This window comes from Allochromatium palmeri, from assembly GCF_009720725.1.
GTDB classification, from domain to species: domain Bacteria; phylum Pseudomonadota; class Gammaproteobacteria; order Chromatiales; family Chromatiaceae; genus Thermochromatium; species Thermochromatium palmeri.
On sequence record NZ_WNKT01000083.1, the window covers coordinates 1 to 5,983 of the forward strand.

Below are 5,983 nucleotides of genomic sequence, written 5' to 3' on the forward strand. Positions count from 1 at the left end.
AATACGGCCTATGTCGCTGACAGCACGACCCTCAATGGCAGCCGTCTTGCCGATAGCGGCGGCGGGCTGAGTTTCAGCGAGGGCGTGATGACACTCCAGATCGGAACACTGGCCGCCGCCGGTGAAGCGAGTGCCACGGCCACCATCACCTTCCGTGTCGCCCTCAACAGCGACGTCCCCGCCGGCACCGTGATCAGCAACCAGGGCGTGGTCGATTCCGATCAAACCGTGCCCGAGCCGACGGATGCTGACGACAATGAGGCCAACGGTGACCAGCCTACGACCATCCCGGTCGGTGGCGCCCCGTCACTCGACGATGCGCTCTATGTCGAGAAGGTCGTCACCTGGTCACAGGACTCCGAGCCTGACGGCGCAGTGACGCCTGGCGACACCCTGACTTACACCCTGGTGCTGAGTAACCGAGGGGATGAGGCATTGACGACTGTCAGCGTGACCGACAGCCTCCCGAGCGGCTTGACCTATGTCGTCGGCAGTGCCCAGATCCAGAGCGGTACGGTAATTATCGATGACCGCCGCCTGAACATCACGCTCCCTGAGCTGGCCGCCGGCGACTTCGAGTTCGTCTCGTTCGCGGTCACGATCGACGATCCGCTCGTGGACAATACGGGCACAGCGGACGTCGAGACATTCACTAATCAGGCCATCGCTGACTCGGATCAGACCAATCCGGTCGGTTCCGACAGCAACGGCGACCCCAGCGACGGTCGCCAGCCGACCACGATCACCGCCGTCAGCGACGCCCAGACGGGCACGCCCGCGCTCGATGTCGAGAAACGCTGGAGCCTCGCCGTCGATGTCGATGGCGACGGCCGAGTTGACCCGGGCGATGCTCTGGCCTATCGGATGAGCGTGCGCAACACCGGTTCGGCGCAAGCGACCAATGTGCGCCTGAACGATACCATCCCCTCCAACACCCGCCTCGTGGCCGATTCCGTCACCAGCTCGCAGGGCGCGGTGATCAGTGCGGGCGACCCGATCCAGGTCAACCTCGGCACCCTTGAGGCCGGTGCCGTAGCGACCGTCGGTTTCCAGGTGACGGTGAATGCCGGTACAGGCGGCACCCTGATCGCCAATCAGGCCACAGTGACCGCTGACGAGGGTATCAACACGCCGAGCGACGACAACGGCACCGACAGCGACGGCAAGAATCCGACACTCACGCCAGTGGATGACGACAATGGCAGCGGCGTGCCCGGCGGGTTGACCAAAAGCCTGTTAGTCACCTCCGAGTCCGACAGCCTTGGCGCCAACCTGATGATCGGCGAGGTGGCAACCTTCCGTGTCACCGTCGCCATTCCTGCTGGCACCCTACGTCAGGCAACCCTGAGCGACACCCTGCCGACTGGGCTGAGCTATGTGCCCGGCACGGCGCGGCTGGCCCGCACGTTCGACATCGGCCTCAACGCCCAGCTCGATCCGGGTGGCATTAACCGCGCCGCCAGCGGCGACTTCGTCGATCTGGCAGACGACAGCGACCTGGAGCTCAACGGCCAGACCCTGAGCCTGGCGCTTGGCGACATCATCAACTCCGATGCGGATGCCAACGCCGAGCGCTACACCCTGGAATACCACGCGGTCGTGGCCAATATCGCCGACAATCAGGCTGGCCATACACTGACCAACAGCGCCACGCTGGACTACCTCGATGGCCTCAGCCAGCCACGTCGTCTGACACCGGTCGAGTACACAGCGACCGTCGTCGAACCGGCGGTCCAGATCGAAAAACGCGTCGCCCCCGGTGGGGTCGGTCAGTTCGGCGGTGAGGTGACCTTCACCGTGACGCTGACCAATCCGAGCAACGGCGGGAACGTGGCCACGGCCTATGACCTGCGGGTGCTGGATACGCTCCCGGACACCTACAGCGGCTGGACGCTGGTCAGCACGACCCCGAGTGGGGGCCTGACCGAGACGGATATCACGAACAACTCCACCGCCACGACGCTCGACATCGCCGTCGCGGCACTGCCGCCCGATGCCCGTCTGACCATCGTCTACCAAGCCACCGCCCCGGCCGGACTTGAGGTCGATGCGATCACCAATACGGCACGGGCAACCTGGACCAGTCTACCCGGCGCCAGAGGCACCGATGAGGCTGCACCCGACAACGCCGGCACTCTGAAGGGCGAGCGCACCGGTTCAGGTAACGACGCCAATGACTACGCCATCCAGGACGACGCCGTCGTCACCGTCGGCGATGTGAGTTTCACCAAGGTCATCGTCGACGCCCAGACACGCTATGCCATCGGCGAGACGGTTACCTTTCAGCTCTCAGTCGATCTGCCACCCGGCGGAGTGCTCACCACCAGCCAGATCAGCGACCAACTCGATTCAGGACTGACCTATGTTGCGGGCAGCCTAAACCGGGCATTCGATTCCGATGTGAGTGCCACAGGCGCGACCACCGACTTCACGCGCCGGGACGACACGCCCTCAACGGGCTTGGAAACCCTATCGCTGGAGCTTGGCACGCTCACCAACGCCAGCGACGCCGTGGCCGGCCTAACCCTCAGGTACCAGGCGCGGGTCGACAACCAGATCACCAATCAAAACAACCACGGACTCAACAACACCGCCACCCTGGCCTTCGACGATCCGCTGGGTGGCGATACGCACCGCCTGACCGACAGCCAGCGCCTAACCGTCGGCGAACCCGTCTTAACGCTCGCCAAGACCCTCACCAGCGCAACGACCAACCTCGACGCCGGGGACACGATCGACTTCCAGGTCGTTGTCGGCAACAGCGGCACCACGACCGCCTACGACGTAGTACTCACTGACGCACTGCCTGACGGACTCGAAGCGGTCAATGACTTGCGTGTCACCGCCACCAGTGACGGACTCGATGCGCCGAGCCTGACCAACAACGGTGATGACTGGTACAGCGAGTCCTTCGACCTCCCGGTCGGAGCCAGCGTCACACTGGCCTTCAGCGCAACCCTGTCCGACAGTGTGATCCCAGAACAAACGCTCCAGAACCGAATCACCGCAACCTTCAGCAGCCTATCGGGCCAGAGCGAGCACGAGCGCGACGGCTCGGACGAGGGTAGCGAGCAGACCGACGGCAATCTCGACAATTACAACGCTAGCGCCGTCGCGCCCATCGTCACGGTCGCCAACCCGATCGCGCTTGACAAGCGCTTCCACCCGGTGGTCACCAAGACGACCTATACCATCGGCGAGCCGGTGAACTACCGGCTGCGGATCGAGCTCATCGAGGGGACCATCCAAGACCTCATCGTCACCGACACCCTGCCCGAGGGGGTGCGCTTTGAGCGTGCCAGCATCGGCCTGGGTAATGTCGCTATGCGTACTGAGCGCGCCGGCGATCCCAGCCAGAACGACCAAACGCTGACGTTCGATCTGGGCGATGTCCTCAATCCCGCCAATGGCCAGCACGATGACGACGTGATGACGATCGATATCACGGTCATCGTCGAGAATGTCGAGAACAACGTCGCGGATACCGTCCTCGGCAACCACGCTGCGCTCAGCTACACCGGACCGCAAGGAACCGAGACACTCGACTATGACGCCGACGACGCAGCTGACAACGTCCAGCCTCTGGAACTGACCCTGGTCGAGCCACGGCTGGAGCTCACCAAGCGCGTCAGTCGCGCGCAGGTGCCGCCGGGCAAGCGGGCGACCTTCACGATCCTGATCGATCACACCGCCGAGAGCGGTGCGGATGCTTATGATCTGGTGATCACCGACACACTGCCGGCGGGCCTGACCTATGTACCCGATAGTGCTAGCCACGCCGTCACGGTGAACGGCCAGACGCTCAGCGTCCAGATCGCCGCGCTCACCCTTGCCAGTGATCAGACATCGATCACCTTCGAGGTCATTGTCGATCGCGACGCGACATTCGGCCAGGCGTTGGAGAACAGCGCGCAGCTCGACTACAGCTCTCGCCCCGGAACCAACGAGGACGAACGCGCTTACCAGGACAGTGACAAGACCCAGATCACGCCCGCAGAGACGACGTACATCGCGGCACTCAAAAACGTGACGCTCGTCGACGATACGGCACCGCTCGATACGGCCAACGCCGGCGAGACGCTCGAATACCGCGTGGTGTTGACCAATACCGGTAGCGTCGCGGCGACCAACGTCGTCTTCACCGACCCGATCCCGGCCAATACGGCCTATGTCGCTGACAGCACGACCCTCAATGGCAGCCGTCTTGCCGATAGCGGCGGCGGGCTGAGTTTCAGTGAGGGCGTGATGACACTCCAGATCGGAACACTGGCCGCCGCCGGTGAAGCGAGTGCCACGGCCACCATCACCTTCCGGGTCGCCCTCGACAGCGACGTCCCCGCCGGCACCATGATCAGCAACCAGGGCGTGGTCGATTCCGATCAAACCGTGCCGACGCCCACCGACGGCGACGCCAACCCGACCAATGGCGCCCAGCCGACCGACCTCCCGGTCGGCGGCCAACCGGCGTTGACCAGTGCGCTCTACGCCGAAAAGACCGTGACCTGGCGTACCGATGCCGACAGCTCCAACACCGTCACGGCCGGCGACACCCTGCGCTACACCATCGTCTTGCGCAATCGCGGGGCCAGTCTCCTGACCGGCCTCGACTTCAGCGACACCATCCCGACCGGCTTGCGCTATACGGGGACCAGCGACGCCAGCAGCGGCAGCGTCACCGTCGATGACCAAACCGTCAGCTGGACGGGCCTCGCCGATCTGGCCCCCGGCGCCAGTCACACCCTGTCCTTCGATGTCACCATCACGTCCGTGACCGGCGACAGCCAGACCTTCAACAACCAAGGCACCGCGACGGCCACTGGACTTGGCGACGTCCCCACCGACAGCAACGGTGACCCCAGCGACGGCGCTCAGCCGACTACCATCACCGCCATCGGCACCGGCAGCGCCGCACCGGCGCTCGACCTGCAAAAACGCTGGTCGCTGGTCGTCGATGGCGGCACCCTCGGTCAGGTCGATCCGGGCGACACCCTGCAATACACCCTCACCGTCACCAACACCGGCGCCCAGGCGGCCACCGACGTGCGCCTGACCGACACGCCGCTGCCAAGTCAGCTCACCACTGTCGCCGACAGCCTGATCACCAGCCTGGGCGTGGTCGAAACCCAGGATCCGATCGCGGTCAATCTGGGCACTCTCAATCCAGGCCAGATCGCCACCGTCAGCTTCAAGATGACGGTCAACGCCGACACCGCCGGACAGATCGCCAGCAACCAGGCGAAGGTCACCCGCCGCGGCGACACCGACGGCGTCCTCTCCGACGACAACGGCCATCCCGACGATGAACTCAACCCCACGCTGACTCCGATCGGCACGGTGGCTCCATCAGCCCTGAGCAAGACCCTGATCACCACCTCGCAGGACGGCGATGCCAGCGCCGCCGTGCAGATCGGCGAAATCCTCACCTATCAGCTTCAGTTCGCCGTACCGGCCGGCACCACCGGGGAGGTCACGCTCACCGACAGCCTGCCGACGGGTCTGCGCTATGTCGCGAACAGCGCCCGTCTGCAACGGGTGTTCAACACCGGCCTGAGCGCCTCGCGCAATCCGGGCGATATCAACACGACCCCCAGCGGTACCTTCACCGACCTGAGCGACGCCAGCGAGGTCGCCATCACCCCCGCGACCGACGAACAGGGGCCGGTGCTCAGCGTCTTCCTGGGCACCGTCATCAACTCCGATAGCAATCCAGCGACCAGCGAACACTACATCCTGGACGTGCAAGCGCAGGTCGACAACGTCGGCGCCAATCAGGCCGGCACGGTCCTGAACAACAGCGCCGGCCTGAGCTACCGCGACACCGCCGGTCGCTTGAGCACGCTCAGCCCCGTGACGCACACCGCCACGGTCAGCGAGCCGGCGCTCCAGCTCACCAAACAGGCCGACGTCAATACGCTGCTCGCCAGCGGCGGCACCCTGCGCTACACCCTGACCCTGACCAACCCGAGTGGTCCGAATGTCGGCA

1 protein-coding gene is annotated in these 5,983 nt (G+C 64.7%); it reads left to right on the top strand.

What is annotated here, in order from left to right:
* On the top strand, positions 1-5,983 hold a 5,983-nt coding region (locus tag GJ668_RS19110), incomplete at both ends, for an isopeptide-forming domain-containing fimbrial protein (RefSeq protein ID WP_155451691.1).